17 protein-coding genes and 1 pseudogene are annotated in these 21744 nt (G+C 72.2%); 7 read left to right on the forward strand and 11 right to left on the reverse strand.

All coding sequences use genetic code 11. From position 1 onward, the window contains the following. Window positions 1–207: 207 nt before the first annotated feature. From CP969_RS25735 to CP969_RS25755, 5 genes are all read right to left on the reverse strand, one after another. Complete coding sequence (locus CP969_RS25735) at window positions 208–387, reverse strand: DUF6104 family protein (protein ID WP_003992906.1); 180 nt, start codon at window positions 385–387, stop codon at window positions 208–210. A gap of 91 nt (window positions 388–478) precedes the next feature. Then, complete coding sequence (locus CP969_RS25740) at window positions 479–4330, reverse strand: multifunctional oxoglutarate decarboxylase/oxoglutarate dehydrogenase thiamine pyrophosphate-binding subunit/dihydrolipoyllysine-residue succinyltransferase subunit (RefSeq protein ID WP_016824650.1); 3852 nt, start codon at window positions 4328–4330, stop codon at window positions 479–481. Between the two features lie 291 nt (window positions 4331–4621). Next, complete coding sequence (locus CP969_RS25745) at window positions 4622–5731, reverse strand: HAMP domain-containing sensor histidine kinase (RefSeq protein ID WP_004983484.1); 1110 nt, start codon at window positions 5729–5731, stop codon at window positions 4622–4624. Further along, window positions 5728–6468, reverse strand: a complete 741-nt coding sequence (locus CP969_RS25750) for a response regulator transcription factor (RefSeq protein ID WP_004983472.1) — start codon at window positions 6466–6468, stop codon at window positions 5728–5730. Before CP969_RS25750 ends, CP969_RS25745 begins: the two co-directional genes overlap by 4 nt. Before the next feature lie 124 nt (window positions 6469–6592). Continuing rightward, window positions 6593–7306, reverse strand: coding sequence for a spermine/spermidine synthase domain-containing protein (locus CP969_RS25755; RefSeq protein ID WP_016824649.1), 714 nt, complete (start codon window positions 7304–7306; stop codon window positions 6593–6595). Between the two features lie 177 nt (window positions 7307–7483). Here CP969_RS25755 and lon point away from each other — a divergent pair, with 177 nt between their 5' ends. After that, window positions 7484–9898: an endopeptidase La gene (lon, locus tag CP969_RS25760; protein ID WP_026084875.1), complete on the forward strand. Its 2415-nt coding sequence runs from the start codon at window positions 7484–7486 to the stop codon at window positions 9896–9898. A 96-nt stretch (window positions 9899–9994) separates the two neighbouring features. Here lon and CP969_RS25765 read toward each other — a convergent pair whose 3' ends face one another. Further along, the gene (locus tag CP969_RS25765) at window positions 9995–10819 is read right to left on the reverse strand and encodes a lysozyme (RefSeq protein ID WP_026084874.1); all 825 of its coding nucleotides are present in this window, start codon (window positions 10817–10819) and stop codon (window positions 9995–9997) included. A gap of 235 nt (window positions 10820–11054) precedes the next feature. Between CP969_RS25765 and CP969_RS25770 the strand changes: the two genes are divergently transcribed. Further along, on the forward strand, window positions 11055–11549 hold the full coding sequence (locus CP969_RS25770; protein ID WP_004983462.1) for a MarR family winged helix-turn-helix transcriptional regulator: 495 nt from the start codon (window positions 11055–11057) through the stop codon (window positions 11547–11549). Window positions 11550–11619: 70 nt separating this feature from the next. Here CP969_RS25770 and CP969_RS25775 read toward each other — a convergent pair whose 3' ends face one another. Continuing rightward, entirely contained in the window at window positions 11620–12423 is an 804-nt protein-coding gene (locus tag CP969_RS25775) for a protein phosphatase 2C domain-containing protein (RefSeq protein WP_026084873.1), read from the reverse strand. A gap of 407 nt (window positions 12424–12830) precedes the next feature. On the opposite strand from CP969_RS25775, the gene CP969_RS25780 reads away from it, so the two are divergent. Genes CP969_RS25780 through CP969_RS25800 form a run of 5 tightly spaced genes read left to right on the forward strand, consistent with a single transcriptional unit; the run spans window position 12831 to window position 18844 of the window. Then, the gene (locus CP969_RS25780) at window positions 12831–16022 is read left to right on the forward strand and encodes a sensor histidine kinase (protein ID WP_026084872.1); all 3192 of its coding nucleotides are present in this window, start codon (window positions 12831–12833) and stop codon (window positions 16020–16022) included. Next, window positions 16019–16522 carry a roadblock/LC7 domain-containing protein gene (locus CP969_RS25785; RefSeq protein ID WP_016824644.1) on the forward strand — a complete coding sequence of 168 codons (504 nt, stop codon included), beginning with the start codon at window positions 16019–16021 and terminating at the stop codon, window positions 16520–16522. The genes CP969_RS25780 and CP969_RS25785 overlap by 4 nt, the downstream gene beginning before the upstream one ends. Then, window positions 16519–16947, forward strand: coding sequence for a DUF742 domain-containing protein (locus CP969_RS25790; RefSeq protein WP_004983456.1), 429 nt, complete (start codon window positions 16519–16521; stop codon window positions 16945–16947). The genes CP969_RS25785 and CP969_RS25790 overlap by 4 nt, the downstream gene beginning before the upstream one ends. After that, entirely contained in the window at window positions 16928–17566 is a 639-nt protein-coding gene (locus CP969_RS25795) for a GTP-binding protein (RefSeq protein ID WP_016824643.1), read from the forward strand. Before CP969_RS25790 ends, CP969_RS25795 begins: the two co-directional genes overlap by 20 nt. Window positions 17567–17581: 15 nt before the next feature. Next, entirely contained in the window at window positions 17582–18844 is a 1263-nt protein-coding gene (locus CP969_RS25800; RefSeq protein ID WP_004983449.1) for a styrene monooxygenase/indole monooxygenase family protein, read from the forward strand. Window positions 18845–18897: 53 nt separating this feature from the next. On the opposite strand, the pseudogene CP969_RS25805 reads toward CP969_RS25800, so the two are convergent. The 4 genes and pseudogenes from CP969_RS25805 to CP969_RS25825 form a co-directional block, all read right to left on the reverse strand. Further along, window positions 18898–19119, reverse strand: a pseudogene (locus tag CP969_RS25805) (hypothetical protein); the annotation flags it as partial. 322 nt (window positions 19120–19441) lie between these two features. Beyond that, window positions 19442–19756: a hypothetical protein gene (locus tag CP969_RS25815; protein ID WP_026084871.1), complete on the reverse strand. Its 315-nt coding sequence runs from the start codon at window positions 19754–19756 to the stop codon at window positions 19442–19444. A 54-nt stretch (window positions 19757–19810) separates the two neighbouring features. Further along, on the reverse strand, window positions 19811–20464 hold the full coding sequence (locus tag CP969_RS25820; RefSeq protein WP_016824641.1) for a TetR/AcrR family transcriptional regulator: 654 nt from the start codon (window positions 20462–20464) through the stop codon (window positions 19811–19813). Window positions 20465–20498: 34 nt separating this feature from the next. Beyond that, window positions 20499–21437, reverse strand: coding sequence for an AurF N-oxygenase family protein (locus CP969_RS25825; protein ID WP_004983441.1), 939 nt, complete (start codon window positions 21435–21437; stop codon window positions 20499–20501). Window positions 21438–21744 lie beyond the last annotated feature (307 nt).

A 21744-nucleotide genomic window follows, 5' to 3' on the forward strand; every position in this document is an offset into this window, starting at 1 on the left:
GGCGGCCGAAAACGCACTGCCGGGCCCGGCGGGTCCACACCCCGCCGGGCCCGACGGCCGACGTCCCGGCCCCCCGGGGGACCCGTCACCGGCCGCCCCGGGGCCGCACGGCTGATTCCTCAGGGGTCGCACGGCCGATCCCTCAGGGGCCGCACGGGGGTCCCGCGACCGACCCCGAGGGGAATCAATCCCCGAAGGGCGTCCTACCTACTCGTCGTCCTCGTCGTCCAGCCGCGCCAGCCACGTCGCCAGGCGCTCCACCGGCACCTCGAAGTCGGGGTTGAGATCGACGAACGTCCGCAGCTGTTCGGCGAGCCACTCGAAGGTGACCTCCTCCTCGCCGCGCCGCTTCTCCAGTTCCTCGATGCCACGGTCCGTGAAGTACATGAGGACAAGGATAGGTGCCGGAAAACGGCCGGGCCGCACCCCCGGAGCGGGGATGCGGCCCGGCCGTGCACGGCTCGTGAGGGCGTCGGGACTACGCCTCGAACACCTCACGCACCAGCTGCTCCTGCTCGGCCTGGTGGCGCTTCGCGGAGCCGACCGCGGGGGACGAGCCGTGCGGCCGCGAGATGCGCCGCAGACGCTCGTCGTGCGGGAGGTCGGCGCCGACCGCCAGGTCGAGGTGGTCGATCAGGTTGAGCGCGATGAACGGCCAGGCACCCTGGTTCGCCGGCTCCTCCTGGGCCCACAGGTACTTCTCGGCGTTCGGGTACTTCTTGATCTCCGCCTGGAGCTCGGCACCCGGCAGCGGGTACAGGCGCTCGATGCGGATGAGCGCGGTGTCCATCGCGTCGCGCTTCCTGCGCTCGGCGTCCAGGTCGTAGTAGACCTTGCCGGAGCAGAAGACGACCTTCTTCACCGCGGCCGGGTCGACCGTGGTGTCGCCGATGACCGGGCGGAACTGGCCCGTGGTGAACTCCTCCGCCGTGGAGGCCGCGGCCTTCAGGCGCAGCATCGACTTCGGGGTGAAGACGACCAGCGGCTTGTGGTGCGGGTTGTGCACCTGCCACCGCAGGAGGTGGAAGTAGTTCGACGGCGAGGTGGGCATCGCGACCGTCATGTTGTTCTGGGCGCAGAGCTGCAGGAACCGCTCCGGGCGGGCCGAGGAGTGGTCCGGGCCCTGGCCCTCGTAGCCGTGCGGGAGGAGGAGGACCACACCGGAGGTCTGGTTCCACTTCTGCTCCGCCGACGAGATGAACTCGTCCACGACCGTCTGGGCGCCGTTGACGAAGTCGCCGAACTGCGCCTCCCACAGCACGAGCGCGTCGGGGCGGGCCAGCGAGTAGCCGTACTCGAAGCCCATCGCCGCGTACTCGGAGAGCAGCGAGTTGTAGACGTTCAGCCGCGCCTGGTCCTCGGAGAGGTACTGCAGCGGCGTGTACTCCTCGCCGGTGCTGCGGTCGATGATGACCGCGTGGCGCTGGCCGAAGGTGCCGCGCTGGGAGTCCTGGCCCGCCAGGCGGACCGGGACGCCCTCCAGGAGCAGCGAGCCGAAGGCGAGGGTCTCGCCCATGCCCCAGTCGATGGTGCCGTCCTCGACCATCGCCGCCCGGCGCTGCAGCTGGGGCAGCAGCCGCGGGTGGACGGTGATGTGGTCGGGGATGTTGACCTGGGACTCGGCGATCCGCTTGACGACCTCCGTGGTCACCGCGGTGTTCACGGCGACCGGGAACTCGGCCTGCGGGTCGGAGGTCTCCACGGAGCCGGGCTGGCTGGTGGCCTCGCGGACCTCCGTGAAGACCTTCTCCAGCTGGCCCTGGTAGTCCTGCAGCGCCTGCTCGGCCTCTTCCAGGGTGATGTCGCCGCGACCGATCAGGGACTCGGTGTAGAGCTTGCGCACCGAGCGCTTCTTGTCGATCAGGTCGTACATCAGCGGCTGGGTGAAGGCCGGGTTGTCCGACTCGTTGTGACCGCGGCGGCGGTAGCAGATGAGGTCGATCACCACGTCCTTGTTGAACGCCTGGCGGAACTCGAAGGCCAGGCGCGCGACGCGCACGACCGCCTCCGGGTCGTCGCCGTTCACGTGGAAGATCGGGGCCTCGATCATGCGGGCCACGTCCGTCGCGTACATGGAGGAGCGCGAGGACTCGGGGGCCGCGGTGAAGCCGACCTGGTTGTTGATGACGATGTGGACCGTGCCGCCGGTGCGGTAGCCGCGCAGCTGCGACATGTTCAGGGTCTCGGCCACCACGCCCTGGCCCGCGAAGGCCGCGTCGCCGTGGATGGCCACCGGCAGGACGGTGAAGTCCGTGCCGCCCTTGCCGATGATGTCCTGCTTGGCGCGGGCGACGCCCTCCAGGACCGGGTCCACCGCCTCCAGGTGCGAGGGGTTGGCGACCAGGGAGACCTTGATCTGCTCGCCGTCCAGGCCGGTGAAGGTGCCCTCGGCGCCCAGGTGGTACTTCACGTCGCCGGAGCCGTGCATCGACTTCGGGTCGAGGTTGCCCTCGAACTCGCGGAAGATCTGCGCGTACGACTTGCCGACGATGTTGGCGAGCACGTTCAGCCGGCCGCGGTGGGCCATGCCGATGACGACCTCGTCCAGGCGGGACTCGGCGGCCGAGTCCAGCACCGCGTCCAGCAGCGGGATGACGGACTCGCCGCCCTCCAGGGAGAAGCGCTTCTGGCCGACGTACTTGGTCTGCAGGAAGGTCTCGAAGGCCTCCGCGGCGTTCAGCCGGCGCAGGATGCGCAGCTGCTCCTCGCGCTCCGGCTTGGAGTGCGAGCGCTCCACGCGGTCCTGGATCCACTTGCGCTGCTTGGGGTCCTGGATGTGCATGAACTCGATGCCGGTGGTGCGGCAGTACGAGTCGCGCAGCACGCCGAGGATGTCGCGCAGCTTCATCATCGACTTGCCGGCGAAGCCGCCGACGGCGAACTCGCGCTCCAGGTCCCACAGGGTGAGACCGTGCTCGACGATGTCCAGGTCGGGGTGCTTGCGCTGCTTGTACTCCAGCGGGTCGGTGTCGGCCATGACGTGGCCGCGGACCCGGTAGGAGTGGATCAGGTCGAAGACGCGGGCGGCCTTGGTGACGTCGTCGTCGTGCGAGGCGTCGATGTCCTTGAGCCAGCGGACCGGCTCGTAGGGGATGCGCAGCGCCTCGAAGATGTCGTCGTAGAAGTCGTTCTCGCCGAGCAGCAGGTTCGCCACGGCGCGCAGGAACTCGCCGGAGGCGGCGCCCTGGATCACCCGGTGGTCGTAGGTCGACGTGAGCGTCATGACCTTCGAGATGCCGAGCTTGTTGAGGGTGGCCTGGCTGGTGCCCTGGAACTCCGCCGGGTAGTCCATGGAGCCGACGCCCAGGATCACCGACTGGCCGGGCATCAGGCGCGGCACGGAGTGGACGGTGCCGAGGCCGCCGGGGTTGGTCAGGGAGACCGTGACGCCGGTGAAGTCGTCCATCGTCAGCTTGTTGTCGCGAGCACGACGGACGATGTCCTCGTAGGCCTGCCAGAACTCGAAGAAGTTCAGCGTCTCGGCCTTCTTGATCGCCGCGACGACCAGCTGGCGGTCGCCGTTGGGCTTGACCAGGTCGATGGCGAGGCCGAGGTTGACGTGCTCCGGCTTGACCAGGGTCGGCTTGCCGTCCACCTTCGCGTAGGACCAGTTCATCGACGGCATCGCCTTGATGGCCTGGACCATGGCGTAGCCGATGATGTGCGTGAAGGAGATCTTCCCGCCGCGGGCCCGCTTGAGGTGGTTGTTGATGACGATGCGGTTGTCGAACAGCAGCTTCACCGGGACCGCGCGCACGGACGTGGCCGTGGGCAGCTCCAGCGAGGCGTCCATGTTCTTGGCGACGGCGGCGGACGGGCCGCGCAGGGTCACCTTCTCGGGGCCGACCTTGGCCCCGTCGGCGGACTCGGCCTTGGCCTTGGCGGCGGCCGGCTTCGCGGGGGCCGGCTTCGCGGCGGCGGGCTGAGCGGCGGGGGCGGCGGCCTTCGCCGGAGCCGGGGCCGGAGCCTGGGCCGGCGCAGCAGGAGCCTGGGCGGCCGGCTGGGCCGGAGCGGCGGGCGCGGGCTGCGCGGCGGCCCGGGCGGGCGCGGGCGCGGCAGGCTGGGCCGGAGCGGTCGGCTGGGCCGTGGTGGTGGTCCCCGCGGCCCCCGCGGCCGCGGTACCCGCCGGAGCCGAGGTCGCAGGCGCGCCCGGCTTGTAGTCGGCGAAGAAGTCCCACCAGGCTCGGTCCACCGAGTTCGGGTCCTGGAGGTACTGCTGGTAGATCTCGTCGACGAGCCATTCGTTGGCACCGAAGGCCGCAGCGGGGTTCTTCCCCGCTTGGTCGGTGTCGGTCGAGATGCTCGAGTTACTGGGGGACTGTGGCGACACGGCGTCAACCGCCCTCTTCCGCTTCGCAAGATGATGGACAGCGGGAATCAAGGCTACGCCTCCAAGAGCGAGAAGGTCAGACCGGGCCCGTTCAACGTCGCGTAAGTCACATCTCAGAGGGTGTTTCGACGCTGGAAATGGCGGGAAACAAGCGTGGTTCCGCTTCTCCGGCCCCCTTCAGGGATCACTCGGGCGTGGTCCGGCGCGCGCGAGCGCGGGACCTGTGCCTGATCACACGTGTCCATCAGCATGGACATGGATGGATCTTGTGGCTCCGCTTCGAACTGTACGTCAACCTGATACGGAAGACGCCCCTGGAAGAGTGACAAGGATTCGGCAACCCCGCTCGGATTCGGCCACTCCGATCCGTCCGCCGTGCAGGTCGACGGCCCAGCGGGCGATCGCCAGGCCGAGACCGGTGCCGCCGTCGCTGCCGGGACCGTGCGGCCGGTCGGCGCTGCCGCGGTTGAAGCGCTCGAAGACGCGGTGCCACTCGGTCCGCGGGATGCCGGGTCCCTCGTCCAGGACCTCCAGCTCCAGCGACCCCGGCTGCGATCCGCGCCGCGCCCTGACCGTCACGCGGCCGTGCGGCGGGCTGTGCTTGACCGCGTTGTCGATGAGGTTGGCGACGACCTGGTGGATGCGCTCCGGGTCGGCGTGCGCGACCAGCTCGGGCGGCGTCACGTCGAGGTGCAGGTGGACGTCCGTACGCGTGTGGCTGCCGGAGCCGGTGGCCATGCCCGCGCGGGCGGAGGCGACCATGCCGGCCTCCTTGAGGACGCCGGACAGGTACGGCCACACCTCGAACCGCCGCTTCCTCAGCGGGACGACGCCGTTGTCCAGGCGGGACAGGTCGAGGAGGGTCTCCACCAGGCGCCCCAGGCGCTCGGTCTGCTTCAGGGCCGTGCGCATCGTCTCGGGATCGGCCTCGGTGACCCCGTCGACGATGTTCTCCAGCACCGCGCGCAGGCCCGCGATGGGGGTGCGCAGCTCGTGCGAGACGTTGGCCACCAGCTCCTTGCGCTGACGGTCCTGGGCCTCCAGCTCGTCGGCCATGGCGTTGATCGTCTGGGCCAGGTCGCCCAGCTCGTCGCGGCGGTTCTCGCGCACCCGGCGGGTGTAGTCGCCGTGCGAGATGGACCGGGCCACCGCGTTCATGTCGTCCAGCGGGGCGGTGAGCGAGTGCGCCACGAACTGGGTGATGAGCAGCGTGGCGATCATCGAGAAGACCGTGATGAAGCGCAGCTCCGTCTCGGTGCGCACCGCGATCATCGACAGCCCGGTGGTGATCAACACCGAGATGACGACCAGCGCGCCCAGCTTGGTCTTGATCGAGAACGGGCGTGCACCGCCCCAGGGCGACTTCCCCGGGTTCCTGCGCCGGGCCGGCCCGTCGCTCATGGCGTGGGCGTCTCCAGGGCGTAGCCCACGCCGTGCACGGTGCGGATGCGCTCGGCGCCGATCTTGCGGCGCAGCGCCTTGATGTGGCTGTCGACGGTGCGGGTGCCGGAGGCGTCGGCCCAGTCCCAGACCTCGGCCAGCAGCTGCTCGCGGGAGAGCACCGCGCGGGGGGTGTTCGCCAGGCAGACCAGGAGGTCGAACTCGGTGGGCGTCAGGTGGACGTCCTCGCTGCGCACCCGCACCCGGCGCTGCGCGTGGTCGATCTCCAGCTCACCGAGGCGCAGTATGCCGTTGCGCGGCGTCGTGGCCGCGAGGGCCGCCCGCTCCATGCGGCGCAGCAGCACGTGCACGCGGGCCGCCAGCTCCCGCATGGAGAAAGGCTTCGTCATGTAGTCGTCGGCGCCGACGCCCAGCCCGACCAGCATGTCGGTCTCGTCGTCGCGCGCGGTGAGCATCAGGACCGGCACGGGGCGCTGGGCCTGCACCCGGCGGCAGACCTCCAGCCCGTCGAAGCCCGGCAGCATGACGTCGAGGATCAGCAGGTCGGGCTGCCAGGCCTCGGCCGTGTCGACCGCGGACGGGCCGTCGCCCGCCGTTTGCACGAGGAACCCCTCGGCACGGAGGCGGGTCGCGATGGCGTCCACGATCGTCGCGTCGTCCTCGACCACCAGGACCCGCCGCTGTGCGCCGGGGGTGGCCGTCGCCGTGCCGTTGTGGGAGGTGTGTGTCTGCTCCATCGCCCGCCCCTGAAGTGTGCTTATCCGGAATCCGTGGGGTGATCCGTCGTCTGCGCATGACTGCGATTGACGCTTGAATGATCGGCGTCAGGGCAGCAGCGTACGGGGAGTTACCGCGTGTTTGCTATCCAGGGCGGATGCCGAGGTGCACGACGTCCGGAACGCCCCGGGCAACGGGTACCTCTTCGGTACGCACGTGCCGGAACCCGGCATTCCGCAAGGTTCCCTCGAATTCCGGGGAGGGCTTGGCCGACCACACGGCGAGCACTCCGTGGGGTCTCAACACCCTTGCGCAGTCGGCCAGTCCGGGCGGCGAGTAGAGCCCGTCGTTGCCCTCGGTGACGGTCCAGTCGGGCCCGTTGTCGATGTCGAGGCACAGCGCGTCGAACGTGTCGGACGTCTCATTGACGTACGCGACGAGATCCGTCTCGACGATCCTCGCGCGCGGGTCGGCGAGGGCCTCGGCGGAGAACTCGGCCAGCGGGCCCTCGCGGTGCCAGTCGATGACGGCCGGTTCGCGCTCCACCACGGTGATCCGCCCCCAGCGGGACTGCGCGGCGGCGTGTGCGAGCGAGAAGCCGACGCCGAGCCCGCCGATGAGGACGTGCGGGCCGGGGCGCGGGCCGCGGCCCTCGGCCGCGTCGGCGGCGTCGAGCGCGGCCAGGGCGGCGTCGACGAGCCGGCGCTCCGAGCGGCCGTCGGAGGTGTCCATCAGGAAGCAGCCGTTCGCGATGATCTGCAGCAGGTCGCCGTGCCGGCGCAGCACGACCTCGCCGAACGGGCCCTCGCGGCGGTCGAGGACTTCGGGGGCTTCGGGAATGCCGTACGGGGTGGCCATCCGTTCATCTTGGCAGGGCCCCCTTCGCCGGGGCGCCGGGGTGTCGGGACCCCGACCCGAAGGAGGGTTTCCGTCCGTCTCCGGGTGATCGCTCAGAGCGAACACCCCTTGGGGAACATTCGGAGGCTCATGAGCATTGAGTCGGCATAACTCAACTTGACTGCCGAAGGGGAGATCATGGCTGCTGAGTCCACACCGCTCGCCCTGCCTGTGCTGCCGCTCGACGACGAGGTCGTGCTGCCCGGGATGGTGGTCCCGCTGGACCTGAACGACGCGGAGGTGCGCGCCGCGGTGGAGGCCGCCCAGGCCGCCGCGAAGAACACGCCGGGCAAGCCCAGGGTGCTCCTGGTGCCGCGCGTCGACGGGACCTACGCCGGAACCGGCGTCCTCGGCACGGTCGAGCAGGTCGGCAGGCTGGCCGACGGCGACCCGGGCGCCCTGATCCGCGGCCGGAGCCGGGTGCGGATCGGCGCCGGGACCACCGGGCCGGGCGCGGCGCTGTGGGTGGAGGGGACCCGGATCGAGGAGAGCGTGCCCGACCCGCTGCCGGGACAGACGACCGAACTGGTCAAGGAGTACAAGGCGCTCGCCACCGCCTGGCTGCGCAAGCGCGGCGCCTGGCAGGTCGTCGACCGCGTCCAGGCCATCGACGACGTCGCCGCGCTCGCCGACAACTCCGGCTACTCGCCGTTCCTCACCACCGAGCAGAAGGTGGCCCTGCTGGAGACCACCGACCCGGTGGCCCGGCTGAAGCTCGCGACCCAGCAGCTGCGCGACCACCTCGCCGAGCAGGACGTCGCCGAGTCCATCGCCAAGGACGTCCAGGAGGGCGTCGACAAGCAGCAGCGCGAGTTCCTGCTGCGCCGCCAGCTGGAGGCCGTCCGCAAGGAGCTGCGCGAGCTCAACGGTGAGAAGGAGGGCGAGGAGTCCGACGACTACCGCGCCCGCGTCGAGGCCGCCGACCTGCCGGAGAAGGTCCGCGAGGCCGCGCTCAAGGAGGTCGACAAGCTGGAGCGCGCCTCCGACCAGTCGCCCGAGGGCTCCTGGATCCGCACCTGGCTCGACACGGTCCTGGAGATGCCGTGGAACGAGCGCACCGAGGACGCCTACGACATCCGGGGCGCCCAGGCCGTGCTCGACGCCGAGCACGCCGGCCTCGAGGACGTGAAGGAGCGCATCACCGAGTACCTGGCGGTGCGCAAGCGGCGCACGGAGCGCGGGCTGGGCGTGGTCGGGGGCCGCCGCGGCGGCGCCGTGCTCGCCCTGGTCGGCCCGCCCGGCGTCGGCAAGACCAGCCTGGGCGAGTCCGTCGCCCACGCCATGGGCCGGAAGTTCGTCCGGGTCGCCCTCGGCGGCGTCCGCGACGAGGCCGAGATCCGCGGCCACCGGCGCACCTACGTCGGCGCGCTGCCCGGCCGGATCGTCCGCGCCGTCAAGGAGGCCGGGTCGATGAACCCGGTCGTGCTGCTCGACGAGATCGACAAGGTGGGCTCGGACTTCCGGGGCGACCCGGCCGCGGCCCTGCTGGAGGTGCTCGACCCGGCGCAGAACCACACCTTCCGGGACCACTACCTGGAGGTCGAGCTGGACCTGTCCGACGTGGTCTTCCTCGCCACCGCCAACGTCCTGGAGGCCATCCCGGAGGCGCTGGCGGACCGGATGGAGATCGTCCGCCTGGACGGCTACACCGAGGACGAGAAGGTCGTCATCGCCCGGGACCACCTGCTCCCGCGTCAGCTGGAGCGCGCCGGCCTCGGCGCCGACGAGGTGACCATCGAGGAGGGCGCGCTGCGCAGGCTCGCCGGCGAGTACACGCGCGAGGCGGGCGTGCGCACCCTGGAGCGGTCCGTCGCCCGGCTGCTGCGCAAGATCGCGGCCCAGCACGAGCTGGGCGAGCGGGAACTGCCGTGCACCGTGACCGAGGACGACCTGCGGGGCCTGATCGGCCGGCCGCACCACGTGCCCGAGTCCGCCCAGGACCCGGCCGAGCGCCGCACCTCCGTCCCCGGTGTCGCCACCGGGCTCGCGGTGACCGGGGCCGGCGGCGACGTCCTCTACGTGGAGGCGTCCCTCGCCGACCCGGAGACGGGCGCGGCGGGTCTGACGCTGACCGGCCAGCTGGGCGACGTGATGAAGGAGTCGGCGCAGATCGCGCTGAGCTTCCTGCGCAGCCACGGCGCCGAACTGGAGCTGCCGGTGGCCGACCTGAAGGACCGGGGCGTGCACATCCACTTCCCGGCGGGCGCGGTGCCCAAGGACGGCCCGAGCGCCGGCATCACGATGACCACCGCACTGGCCTCGCTGCTCTCCGGCCGGCTGGTCCGCACCGATGTGGCGATGACCGGGGAGGTCTCGCTGACCGGGCGGGTGCTGCCGATCGGCGGGGTGAAGCAGAAGCTGCTCGCGGCGCACCGGGCGGGCGTCACCACCGTGATCATCCCCAAGCGCAACGAGCCCGACCTGGACGACGTCCCGGCCCAGGTGCTGGACAAGCTCGACGTCCACACCGTCACCGACGTCCGCCAGGTGCTCGAGCTGGCGCTGTCGCCGGCCACCGACGGCGCGGCGCCGGAGGTTCCGGTCGCCGTGTGACGGTGGTGACCGGATGAGGGAAGGCCCGGGTCCCGTGAGGGAGGCCCGGGCCTTCACCGTGCCGCCTCACCCTGCGGCGTTGCGCAGGACCGCCGTTCAGCCCAGCGCGAGGTCCCGGAGCCGGTCGAGCGTGCCGTTGAAGCGGTTGTGGTCCCCGACGGTCGGCCCGCTCGAGGTGTACTGCCACATCGTGTAGGTCCCCCAGCCGGCGGGGAGCTCCCCCACGGTGGAGGCGTACCGGGCGACCCACAGCGGATGGGCGGAGGCGAAGCCGGCGTAGTCGCCGGTGCACAGCTTCCACCAACTGGCCGACGTGTAGATGACGGCGTCCCGGCCGGTGCGCGCCCGGTACTGGTCCAGGAAGTCGCCGATCCAGTGCACCATCGCGCTCTGCGACTTGCCGTAGCAGTCGTCCCCGTAGGGGTTCCACTCCATGTCCACCGCGCCCGGCAGGGTCCTGCCGTCCGCGGACCAGGCGCCGCCGCGGTCGACGAAGTAGTCGGCCTGGGCGGCGCCGCTCGATGTGTCCGGGGTCGCGAAGTGGTAGGAGCCGCGGATCATGCCGACGTCGTACGAGCCGTTGTACTGCTGGGGGTGGTAGGGGTTGGTGTAGTACGTCCCCTCCGTGGCCTTCACGTAGGCCCATTTCACCCCGCTGGACCACAAGGTCCCCCAGGCGACGTCCCCCTGATGGCTGGAAACGTCCACCCCCTCCGTCTGGGTGGAGCGCCGGGTGGGGACGCCGTCCTGGCCGTCGTGGGCGATGACGCCCATGCCCATGTGGGCGGAGCCGCGCGGGGGAGTGCCGGGGGAGGGCTCGTCCGCCGCGGCCGCACCGGGCAGGGAGAAGAGGCCGAACAGGACCGCCGCGACGGCGGTGTACACGTGTAAACGGGTGACGCCGGATCTGTGCACGGGCATGACGTGTTCTCCGAAGGATGATTGACGGGGTGTCCGCAGGGGTGACCCGCATCGCATGCGGTGGGCATGCCACGCGATCGCCTGGTGGGGGAACTGCGCGCGTGGACCGCGACGCGGGGGAGCGTTTCGTCCGGAAGCCGCCGTTGATCCACGCCTGCGAAATACTGGCGGAGCTGCGGCGACGCCGCCACTTGGCGAGAACCTTCAGGACCGGGAAGACCGAGGCAGGGCTCACGTGCACGAAGACCGAAACGGCGGCGGGGAACGCGCCGCCACCCCAGGGCCCGGAAGCGTTCCGGAGCAGCCCGGACTCCTCGCGCTGGAACGGGAGCTGACGGTGCTGCTGCGACGCGCCCGGGCCAACCAGGGGGAGATGGCCCGCGAGGTCCACCCCGACCTGGAGCCGTCCGCCTACGGGCTGCTCGTCCGTCTGGACGAGTGCGGCGCACAGCGGGCCACCGAACTCGCCGCCTACATCGGCGTCGGCAAGGCGACGATGTCGCGTCAGTTGCGCGCGCTGGAGGAACTCGGGCTCGTCGCCCGCGAGCCGGACCCCGCCGACGGCCGCGCCTGGCTGGTCGCCCTCACCGGGGAGGGACGCGAACGGGTGAGCAGGGTCCGCGAGGCCCGCCGCGCGCGCTACGCCGGCCGCCTCGCCGACTGGGACCCCGACGAGGTCGCGGAACTCGCCCGGCTGCTGCACCAGCTGAACCGCGGAATGGAGAAGTGATCGGGGCGGGACCGGGCGCGCACCGCCCTCGGGGCCGCGGTGACCGTTGGGGCCACCGGGACCGGCAGGGTCATTGGGGCCGTCGGGGCCACAGCTCCGCGTAGACCACCGTCGCGTCGTCGTGGGTCTTGCCCCGCCGCGGCGCCGGCCGGTCCGCGTCCGCCCGCTCCAGCGTCCGCACGCGGTCCACCAGGGAGCGCGCCCCCTCTTTGCGGACGAGGGTGAGGCAGTCCGCCCAGTCACCCTCGTGGAACCGCTCCACCCAGCGCGCCGCCCCGTCCGTCAGGGCGGCCAGGGCGCGCACCCGGTCGCGCGGCAGGGTGCCGGTGACCGCGCGGGCCGCCACCGAGGGATCCGCCGCCGCGGTGAAGAAACCGCCCTCCCGGTTACGCACCGTGGCGTCCACCAGGGCGTCCGTCGCCAGGGCCGAGCGGGGCAGCCGGGCCAGCCGGTCGTCCAGCAGCGCGGTCACCGTGCCGTCGTCCGACTCGACCAGCAGGGCCGAGTCGCACAGGACCAGGTACTCGACCGACTCCGGTGACCAGCGGGCCAGCGCCACCGTGGCCTGGGGTGTGCGGGGGTGAGAAAGGTCACAGGTTGCCGCGTGGCCGTCGGCGGTACGCGTGAGGGCGCGGGACAGCAGCTCGGTCAGGGGAACATCCGGGAGCGAAACGGTCAGTTCGGCCAGCGCTCCGCCGAGGCGCGCGGTGAACCAGGGAACGGAATGCAGACAGCCGCCCCCGTCCTGCGGAGGCGTGACCCCGTCCAGCACGACGAGCGAACCGCCCTGTCCGGAGGCCGGAAGCCCGACGCTCGCGAAGTCCTCGTTGGGGCGGCCCGGATCGCCGGGCTCCGAAACCAGTTCCATACGCATCCGGCCAGTCTGCACGAGCCCTTCACACGGACCGCAAAAGACCGGTTCCGTTCGTCGGAACGCGGCGGTCGCGCAGGTCAGACGCCGGTTTTGGGTGGGAATGCAGAGCTCCGGGAACGCGTGGCGGCGAATCCTGCCACCGCCCGCCGCAGACGTCCAACCGGCGTCCCGCGCGGAGCCGTCACACGGGGCGCCGGGACTTGCTCCCCAACTCGCGTCCGATGTTCACTCCTTTGAGTGGCGGGTCAGGTGATGCGCATCCACTGCCCACGGGCGCTGGGAGGGTCGGGGAGCGATACGGGCGCCCTGCTGCCCGAGTACGGTCCAGGGCTCGGGGCGAGCGTCCACGCCCGTTGACGGAGCGTCACCCGGATCCAGGGGTACACGAGTCAGGAATGCGAGCACCGGTGCAGAAGTCGCGGCCTCGTCGCACAGCCAAGCAGACGGCCCCCACGGGGGAGGCGGAGCAGACGCCCACCGTCGGCAGGGGCCGCCCCACCCATGTGCGCAATCGGCTCATCGTGGCCGTGGCGGTGGTGGCCGCCGCGATCGCCGGCGCCGGGACGCCGTCCGTCCTGGCCGCCTCCGGCGAACTCAAGGACTCCCAGGACCTGGTGACGCTGGCCGAGCAGACCCGGGACGCCCTCGCCCTGGCCCACTCCCTCGCCGACGAGCGCGACGACGTCACCTCCTACATCGCGGCCGGCCGCCCCAAGGCCAAGGCCCCCTCGGAGGAGCACAGCGCCCGCGTCGACCGGCAGGTCGAGGAGCTGCGCGCCGACACCGGCACCTCGGACGTCCTGCGTGACGACCTCGACGCCATCGCGGCCGTCCGCCGCGCCGCGCTCACCGGCAAGAGCAGCGCGCTCGAGGCGCACCAGGCGTACTCCGCCGCCATCACCCAGTTGCACCGGCTCGCCGAGCAGCTCGCCCAGCAGACCCCGCCCCGCGCGGGCTCCGGCGCCTACGCGCTCGCCGAGCTGGACTCCGCCGTCCAGCAGGCCGCCGCCGCCCGCGGTCTGCTGCTCGCCGCGCTGAACGTGCCGAGCGCCACGCAGACCGTCATCGACCCGATCACCGGCCTGCCGTCCACGTCCGCCGTCTCCTCGGACGCCGACACCGAGCGGCGCGACGCGCTGACCGCCGCCGCGCTCCAGGCCCGGCTGCGCTCCGACGCCGCCCTCGCCGACTTCCGCGACACCGCGCCCAAGGCCGCCCGCGCCTCCTACGACGCCACGGTCACCGGACCCGAGGTCAACTCCGCCGACAAGTACCTCGCGAGGCTCACCGACGAGCCGACGCTCTCCGACGACGAACTCGGCACCGACACCAAGAAGCTCCGGGCCGCCCTCACCGCGCGCGTCGAGATGATGCGCGGGGCGGAGTCGGCGCTGTTCGACCAGCGTGTCAAGGACCTCGCCCAGCTGCGCGACGACGACGTCACCGCACTGGAGATCCGCGTCGCCGTCCTCGGCGCCCTGATGCTGCTCGCCATCGGCATCACCACCGGACTGGCCCGCTCCCTCACCCGTCCGCTCTCCGTGCTGCGCCGCGGTTCCGCCCGGCTCGCCGGGGCGGAGGACCCCGGGGCCGAGGAGCCGATCACCTTCACCGGACGCAACGACGAGTTCGCCCAGGTCGTCCGCTCCGTCAACGCCCTGCACGCGCACGCGGTCGGCCTCGCCGGGCGGATCGCCACCCTGGAGGCCGACCGCAAGCACCTCGTCGGCCAGCGCCAGAAGATGGCCGACGCCCGCGAGGAACTGCGTGCCGAACTCGACGGGGCCGCCGCGCAACTGGAGCGGCTGCGCACCGGCATCGGCGGCACCTTCGTCAACCTGGCGCTGCGCACCCTCGGCCTGGTCGAGCGGCAGCTCGGCGTGATCGAGAGCCTGGAGGAGCGCGAGGACGACCCGGACCGCCTGGCCACCCTGTTCAAGCTCGACCACTTCGCCACGGTCATGCGCCGGCACAGCGAGAACCTCCTCGTCCTCGCCGGCACCGAGCACGTCCAGCACACGGCCGGACCCGTCCCGCTCGTCGACGTCGTACGGGCCGCGGTCAGCGAGATCGAGCGGTACGAGCGGGTCCGGATCGCCGCGCTGCCGCCGCACGCCCACATCGCCGGGTTCGCCGCGGACGACCTGTCCCACCTGCTGGCCGAACTCATGGAGAACGCCACCTCCTTCTCCCCGCCCGACCTGCCCGTCGAGGCCTCCGGCTGGCTGCTGGAGAACGGCGAGGTCATGCTCTCCGTGCAGGACGAGGGCATCGGCATGACCGAGGAGCGGCTGGAGCGGCTCAACTCCCGCCTGTCCGAGTTCGACCCGGAGGCCGGCTACGACCAGGAGGTCGAGGACGGTCTCGGCCTCGGCCTGTACGTCGTGGCCCGGCTCGCCCACCGGCACGGGGTGCGGGTCCGGCTGCGCAAGCAGAAGCAGGGCGGCATCGCCGCGGTCGTGGTCCTGCCCAAGTCCCTGCTCGCCTCCGCCGAGCCCTCCGCGGTCCCCACCTCCGGCCCCGTCCCCGGCGGCACCCACGCCGTCTCCCTCCCGGGCGCCGACGCCGAGGCCAACTCCAACGTGCTGCACGGCCGCAGGGAGAGCGACGACCCGCTGGTCGCCCTCGCGGAGAAGGCCGTGCGCCACCAGGAGTCCACGCGGGCGGACGCCTCCCGGGCGGACTCCTCGACGGACTCCTCGGGCTCCTCGACGGAGACCGGTGCGGAGCCCGAGGGCGGCGACGCCGCGGACACCGAGGACACCGCGGGAGACCGTGCGCGGGGCCACGACGCGAACCCCGCGGCGGACCGCGACGGGGAGCCCGCCGAGGACCCCGCGGCGGAGCCGGCCGCGGACGCGGACGCGGAGGGCGCGCGGATGCCGTCCCAGCGCCTCGCCGAGACCACGATGGAGCTGCTGATCCCGTCCCCGTCGGCCGCGGCCGACGACGCGACGGCACCGCCGGCCATGCCGGGAGCCGCACCGTCGGAGGGCGCCGGGGACACCGGGACCGCGCCCGACGAGGTCGGGCACACGGCCGTCACCGAGCCGTCGGCCGCCGGAGCCGGCGACGACCGCGGCACCGAGGCCGGTGCCGCTCCTGGTGCCGGGGCGCGGCCGTCCGGCGAGCACACGGCCGCCGACGCCACCGACGACGCCCGGACCGCGTCCGACGTCCCCGCGACCGCGGGGACCCCCCGGCAGTCCGGGCTGCCGACCCGGCCGGTGACACCCGACCGGCCGGCACCCGCGGCCCCGTCCGCGTCCGACTCCGCCCGCGACGCCGGAGACGCCGGCGACGAGCACGCACGCGTGCCCGACGGGCCGGTGGAGGACGACCCGGTCACCGCCAAGGGACTGCCCAAGCGCACACCGAAGATCACCACGCCCGCCCAGGCCCCACGGCCGCGCACCGGTTCCGTGGACGCCGAGGCACTGCGCCGCCGTCTCGGCGGCTTCCGCCGGGGGGCGGAAGCCGGTCGCCGGGACGTCGCGGTGGAGATCGCCGAGCAGACGGGCCCGCACGACGCCCCGTCCGCCGCGACCGCCACAACCGAAGAGGCCACGGGGGGCACAGTCGAGGAGGCAAGCAGTTGACCGCGCCCAGTACCTTCGGACTGAGCAGTGAGGCCCGCAACCTGCACTGGCTGCTGAACAACCTCGTCGAGGAGGTGCCCGGCATCCTCTCGGTCGCGGTGGTCTCCTCCGACGGCCTGCTGCTCCTCTCCTCCGATCACGCCCGCAACCTCGAGGCCCGCGAGGCGAAGGCGGAGCCCCGTACCGGCCCGCGCGGCTCCGCCGCCGACCTGGCCACCGTCGTCTCCGGCATCGGCAGCCTCACCGTCGGCGCCTCGAAGCTGATGGACTTCGGCCCGGTCAAGCACACCATGGTCGCGATGGACGAGGGCAGCCTGTTCGTGATGTCGATCAGCGACGGCTCGCTGCTCGGCGTGCACGGCTCCGCGGAGTGCGACATGAGCGTGGTGGCGTACCACATGGCCCTGTTCGTCGGCCGGGCCGGCCACGTCCTCACCCCCGAACTCCGCAGCGAGCTGCGCAAGTCCCTGGAGTCCGAGTCCGCCGGGAGCGCCCGATGAGCAGTGCGCCCAGGAAACGGCTTCCGGTCCGCGGCGGTGACCGCAAACCCTCCCGGGTCCGTCCCTACTCGCTCACCGGAGGCCGCACCCGCTTCGGGCACGTCCTGCTCGTGGAGACGTTCGTCGGCAGCACGGCGGGCACGGCCGCGCTGGAGGCCGCCGAGGAGCGCAAGGAACTGACGAGCGGCGGGCTGTCGGCGATCATGCCGGAGGCCCGGGCCATCGTCGAACTGTGCCGCCGGATGCGTACGGTGGCCGAGATCGCCGCGCTGCTGCAGATGCCGCTCGGTGTGGTCCGCGTGCTCCTGAGCGACCTCGCGGACCAGGGAAAGATCCGTGTCTACGGAACGGGGACCGGCCACGGCACGGGTCGCCCGGACCGCGCGTTGCTGGAAAGGGTGCTGAGTGGACTCCGTCGTCTCTGACGCCGCTCGAGGCGTCTCCCCGCTCGTCGAGGACGACGAGCCGTTGCTGCCCTGGCAGACGGACCGCACCCGTGCACCGATCGCCACGAAGGTGGTCGTGGCGGGCGGGTTCGCCGTCGGCAAGACCACGCTGGTCACCTCCGTCTCGGAGATCACGCCCCTGCAGACCGAGGCGCTGATGACCGAGGCGAGCGAGGAGACCGACGACCTCACCGCCACGCCGGGCAAGCTCACCACCACCGTGGCCATGGACTTCGGCCGCATCACGCTCGACGACGACCTCGTGCTCTACCTCTTCGGCACACCCGGCCAGCAGCGGTTCTGGTTCATGTGGGACGACCTGGTGCGCGGCGCGATCGGCGCGGTCGTCATGGCCGACACCCGGCGGCTGAAGGACTGCTGGCCGGCGCTGGACTACTTCGAGAGCTGCGGGCTGCCGTACGTCGTCGCGGTCAACCACTTCGACGGCAGCGAGCTGTTCGAGCCGGAGGACGTGCGGGAGGCGCTGACCATCCCGCAGCACGTACCTGTCATGATCATGGACGCGCGCCGCCGGATCTCCGTGATCGAGACCCTCCTGGCCCTGGTGGGCCACGCGCTCGACGAAACCCCCGAGTAGGAGAGACACCCCCGTATGCGGAAGATACTCGTCGTCGGAGCCGGCCAGTCCGGTCTCCAGCTCGCCCTCGGTCTCCAGTCGCACGGGTACGAGGTCACCCTGATGTCCAACCGGACGGCGGACGAGATCCGCACCGGACGGGTGATGTCGACGCAGTGCATGTTCCACACCGCCCTGCAGCACGAGCGCGATCTCCAGCTGAACTTCTGGGAGTCCCAGGCCCCGAAGATCCGGGGGCTGGGAATCTCGGTCGCGGCCCCCGGCTCCTACGACCCGGGCCCGTCGCAGCGGGCGATCGACTGGCTGGGCAGGCTCGACGGGTTCGCGCAGTCGGTCGACCAGCGGGTGAAGATGGCCGGCTGGATGGAGACCTTCGCCCAGCGCGGCGGCCAGTTGGTCATCCACGGCGCGGCGGTCGGCGACCTCGACTACTTCTCGCGTGCGTACGACCTCGTGCTCGTCTCGGCGGGCAAGGGCGAGCTCGTGCAGATGTTCGGTCGCGACGCGTCCCGCTCCCCGTACAGCGCGCCGCAGCGCGCCCTCGCGGTGGCCTACGTCCACGGGATGGAGCCGCGTCCGGAGCACCCGGACACGGAGGCGGTCCGCTGCAACCTGGTGCCCGGGGTCGGCGAGATGTTCATCATGCCGACGGTCACCCTCTCGGGCCGCGCCGACATCCTGTTCTGGGAAGGCATACCCGGTGGTCCGCTGGACGTCTTCAAGGACGTCAGGGACCCGGCGGAGCACCTCTCCCTGACCCTGGAACTCATGGAGAAGTTCCTCCCCTGGGAGTACGCGCGGGCCACGAAGGTCGAACTGACCGACGCCGGCGGCACCCTGGCCGGCCGCTACGCCCCCACCGTCCGCCACCCCATCGGCCGGCTGCCCGGCGGCGGGGCGGTCCTCGGCGTCGCCGACGTGGTCGTCGCCAACGACCCGATCACCGGCCAGGGCTCCAACTCCGCCTCCAAGTGCGCCGCCTCCTACCTCGCCTCGATCGTCGAGCACGGCGACAAGCCGTTCGACGAGGAGTGGATGCAGCAGACCTTCGACCGCTACTGGGAGACGGCCCGGCACGTCACCAAGTGGACGAACGCCATGCTCGCCCCGCCCCCCGAGCACGTCCTGAACCTCCTCGGCGCCGCCGGCCAGGTCCAGTCGGTCGCCGACCGCTTCGCCAACGCCTTCGACAACCCGGCCGACCTCGAGAACTTCTTCTTCGACCCGCAGAAGACCGAGGCCTACCTGATGGAGGCCTCGGGCGCCACGGGCGCGTAGCCCCCCGGGCGGCGACCCGCGCGCCGGCCCGGCGCGCGGTCGACCGGTCGGGCCTACGGAGCGGTGGGCCCGGTGGGTCGCCCGACGGGATCCGCCGCGGGCGCGGCGGTCCCCGCGTACCCCGCGTCGGATCCTTCCGTCGTCCCCTCGGGGAGCTCGGTCGGTACGTACAGCCGCAGCGGCTCCCCGTCCGGGTCGGGGCGCACGGCGCCCAGGACCGGGTTGGCCGCGACGGGGGAGACCTTGATCCTCGCGCCGGGCCGGGGCACCTGCACCCTCGGCGCGCTGCTTCTCCAGCCGCTGCTCGGTGGCGTTGTGGGCCTCGGTGTCTTCTCGGCCTCCCGGTAAAGGGTCTGAAGACACGTCAGCAATCCGGCGACGGAGCGGTCGCCGGGGCCGCCCGGTTCGGGAACGGCCGTCGCGAGCACGGGGGCGAGAACGGCCCCGGCCGCCACCGCCGCCGTACACACCGGACGCAGAAGGACTCCTGACACGCCATCGCCTCCGACGCGGGGCGGCTCGTCCGCTCCGCGTCGCGCGCATCCGGCGCGTTCCGCGGGTCCGCTCGCCGGGTGTGCGCGGTCCGGCGCAACGGGGTCACCCGTGCGCGTCGCCCGGCTTGCCCCCCGGTGTGGCGTCCGGATCGGATCCGGACTTCGACCACGGCCACCTCGGGCGGCCGCCCGCCCGTCCCGTGGGGTCGTAGAGGTACTTCCAGCCCCGCGTCAGCCCGGTCCGTCCGCTCCGCTCCCGGGGCACGCGCCGGTAGACCAGCACCGTGGGCGGCCCGCCGTCCGCGGCCGGGACGGGGATGCGGTACGTCTTGGGCGGGTGCCCGGTGATGCCCAGCAGCACGGGCAGCACGCGCCCGTCCATCGGCCCGCCCTCGAACGGGGTGTCTTCGCTCTTCACCCCCTCAGTGTCGGCCATGCGCCGGGGCCGGCCGCCCACCGCCGCCCGTCGCGGTCAGAGGTCCGCCGCCAGCTCCCGGACCAGTTCCTCGGTCTGCGCGTCGCGCCGCGCGGTCACCTCCAGCCCCGCCACGAACTGCTCCACGAGCCAGTCCCGCAGTTCGTCCACCGGCGGCTGCTCGTCCTCGTCGAGCCAGATCAACGAGGCCGCCTCGACGGCCGTGATCCACATCCGGACGGTCATCCGCAGCCGGGGCCCGGGCCCGGCCACCCCGAGATGGCTGAGGATGTGCTCGGCGGCGGCCCGCCGCACCCCGTCGACGATCGCGGTCGTGCGGGAGGTCTCCACGACGCTCCCGCCCTGCAGCAGCGCGCTGAACCCGGCGCCGTGCTGGTCGACGAAGGCGAGGTAGCGGTCGAGGGCCCGGGACAGCCGGGGCAGCCGCGGGCCCTCGTGCGGCTCGTCGAAGCAGTGCCGCAGTTCGTCGGCGGCCGACCTCAGGGCGGCCTCGTACAACTGCTGCTTGCCGCCCGGGAAGTACCGGTACACCAGGGGCCGTGACACCCCGGCCGCCTCCGCCACGTCGTCCAGGGAGACCTCTTCCGGGGCGCGGTGGGCGAAGAGGGACAGCGCGGCGTCGAGCAGCTGGCTGCGGCGTTCCTCGACGCTGAGCCGCCGGTAGGCGGGGGTGGAGGCCTGCGGGGTCATGCCCGCAGCGTAACCGTCCGCCCCCGGTACGTGCCTACGCCAGCAGTCCCGACGACTTCCACAGCTTCCGGCCCACCCCGCGCAGCACCCCGATGTCGTCCAGGAAGTCGGTCAGCCGCTTGGAGCCCTGCTGCATCACGTCCCGCCGGTGCCCGCTCGCCTTGACCTGGGCCAGGGCCTCGCGCCTGTCCAGGCCGACGTTCGTGTAGACGTCGGGGTTCACGAACGCCACGGAGAAGACGCGGGCGAACTCGCCGGAGGTGATCCGGGTGAACTCCTGCGACCACTTCGGCGCGGTCACCATCTGGCGCCGCAGCTCCTCGCGGGCGTAGCGCACGTGCCGCGCCTCCTCGACGACGTGGATGCGCGTGACGCCCCGGATCAGCGGCTGGACCCGCTCGTCCGGGAAGGTCAGCCGCTGCATCCAGTCCAGGACCTCCTCGCCGAGCAGGGTCGCGGTGAAGGAGCCGGGGGTGGTGGAGATCGTCTTGAACAGCCGGCCGAGGTGCTGGTGGACCCGGCTCACCGGGTACCAGGGGGTGCCGCCGTGGGTGATCAGCCGGGCGAACATCTTGGAGTGCCGGCACTCGTCCTCGATCTCGGTGAGCGCGTAGCGGACGTGCGCGCTCGTGGCGGACTTGTCGTAGATGTGCCGCACCAGCAGCTGCATGAGGATGATCTCGAACCAGATGCCGAGCGAGGCGAGCGCGGCGGCCTCGTGCCGGGAGAGCAGGATGCGCTGCTCCTCGCTCATCCGCTTCCACATCGGGGTGTCGTACAGCGACACCAGCTCGGGCGGCCAGAACCACTTGCCCTCCTCGAAGGGGGCGTCCCAGTCCAGCTCCTTGTCCGGGTCGAAGGAGTGCTTGGCGGAAGATTCGAGCAGCCGCTGGGCCACCTGCTCGCGGTCCTTGAGCAGGCCGAGCGCGTCACGCAGGCCGTCGAGCGCGTCGGCTTCCGTCAGGGTCGTCATGGCGGTTCCACCTCATGGTGCGGGGGACGTGTCCGGGAAGGTCTGGGGTTACCGGCGGTTCACTCCCTTATGAGACTGCCTGTCAGCAAGGGCGTCAATCCCCTGTGCGGGACTTGTTGACGAATGATCTACCCGACGGGGACGTCAACGGCGCGTTCCCCGTGTCATCTCAAGGAGTGCCGTACGGGGGGTGCGCCCCGGAGGCGCCGGACGGAGCCGCCGCCGGCGTCGGAGCCGGCCTCCGCGCCCACCCGGGCGGGTCCGTGCGACGCGGCGGACGCGGCCACGGACCGCACGGCGGGCCGGG

Source organism: Streptomyces viridosporus T7A, from assembly GCF_008704515.1.
GTDB classification, from domain to species: domain Bacteria; phylum Actinomycetota; class Actinomycetes; order Streptomycetales; family Streptomycetaceae; genus Streptomyces; species Streptomyces viridosporus.